This window comes from Allosphingosinicella deserti (assembly GCF_003012735.1).
Taxonomy (GTDB): Bacteria; Pseudomonadota; Alphaproteobacteria; order Sphingomonadales; family Sphingomonadaceae; genus Allosphingosinicella; species Allosphingosinicella deserti.
Window position 1 is genome coordinate 1 of record NZ_PXYI01000023.1, and the last position, 1,379, is coordinate 1,379.

1 protein-coding gene is annotated in these 1,379 nt (G+C 62.4%); it reads left to right on the plus strand.

Annotated features, from left to right (window positions below):
* Positions 1 to 83 precede the first annotated feature (83 nt).
* Positions 84 to 1,109, plus strand: a complete 1,026-nt coding sequence (locus C7I55_RS27615; RefSeq protein ID WP_106516274.1) for an IS110 family RNA-guided transposase — start codon at positions 84 to 86, stop codon at positions 1,107 to 1,109.
* The last annotated feature ends 270 nt before the right edge of the window (positions 1,110 to 1,379 follow it).

Genomic DNA, 1,379 nt, shown 5'->3' on the forward strand with positions numbered 1-1,379 from the left:
GGGGAGGGTGATGGGGTGGACGCCCCCCGACGGCATCTATGTGCCAAAGTGGAGTGTCAAACTGCCACTTGAGGGAGGCGTCCATGGGCGATGTTACTACGATTGGGCTGGATCTGGCAAAGCAGGTTTTTCAGGTTCACGGTGTGGATGTGTCGGGCGCTGCGCTGCTGAAGAAGCGGCTGACTCGGGCGAAGGTGCTGAGTTTTTTCGCCTCGCAGCCGCGGTGCGTAGTTGCGATGGAGGCGTGCGGCAGCGCGCATCATTGGGCACGCGAGATTCAGAAGCTGGGGCATAAGGTTCGTCTGATCCCGCCGGCGTACGTGAAGCCGTTCGTGAAGCGACAGAAGAACGATGCGGCTGATGCGGAGGCGATTTGTGAAGCCGCGCAGCGCCCCTCGATGCGCTTCGTGCCGGTGAAGAGTGAGGAGCAACAGGCCTCTGCGGTATTGTTTCGCGCTCGCGATCTGCTGGTGCGGCAACGCACGCAGCTCGGCAATGCGCTGCGCGGCCTGGTCGCGGAACTTGGCTGGATCGCACCCAAAGGGCTGTTCCACCTCGCTGGCCTGATGGCGCGGATCGAGGATCCGGCTTGCCCGCTGCCGCAAAGTGCCCGCGGCGTGTTCGTGATGATGGTCGACAGCATCAAGGACGTCGATCGACGCATCACCGAACTCGACAAGGAGATTACGCGCCGTGCGAAGGAAGATGCCGCGGCACGCCGGCTGATGACGATACCCGGCATCGGCCCGATCACGGCAACGGCTTTGCTGGCGCTGGCGCCCGCCCCAGAGACTTTTCGCAAGGGGCGCGACTTCGCAGCCTGGGTGGGGCTCACCCCACTTCAGAAATCGACCGGCGGCAAGCAAAAGCTCGGCGCCATCTCGAAGATGGGCGAGCGAACATTGCGACGGCTGTTGATCATCGGCAGCAGCGCTGTCGTGCTCCACGCTAGCAAGCGTGGCGCACCGGCGGGATCATGGCTGGCGCAGATGCTCGCGCGAAAGCCGCGAATGCTGGTCACCGTGGCGCTGGCCAACAAGATGGCACGGATCGTTTGGGCCGTGTTGTCGAAGAACGAAGATTACCGAGCTCCGGTCGCAACAGCCTGATCGGGCTGTTGCGGGCGTGAGGTTGTCGAAGGCGTAAGTGATCGAAGGAGGGTATGGCACAACGGTCGGCGAGACGGGGCTGGAAGAACCAGACGTTTCCACCGTGCTCATGAGCACGCGAGGGTGACTTGGATCCGGTCCGCGAACTCCCATACAGGCTCGCAGCTCACATCGCTGCATCGAGAAGCCGGACAGATGGCAGCATCCGATCACGTGCCAAATACCCAACGAAAAATCGCTTGCGCTGATGGGGGCGTCCACAGATGGAAA

Bases quoted from the DNA above. Each gene is read 5' to 3' on its own strand.
- C7I55_RS27615 (WP_106516274.1), top strand. From the start codon at position 84: ATGGGCGATGTTACTACGATTGGGCTGGATCTGGCAAAGCAGGTTTTT.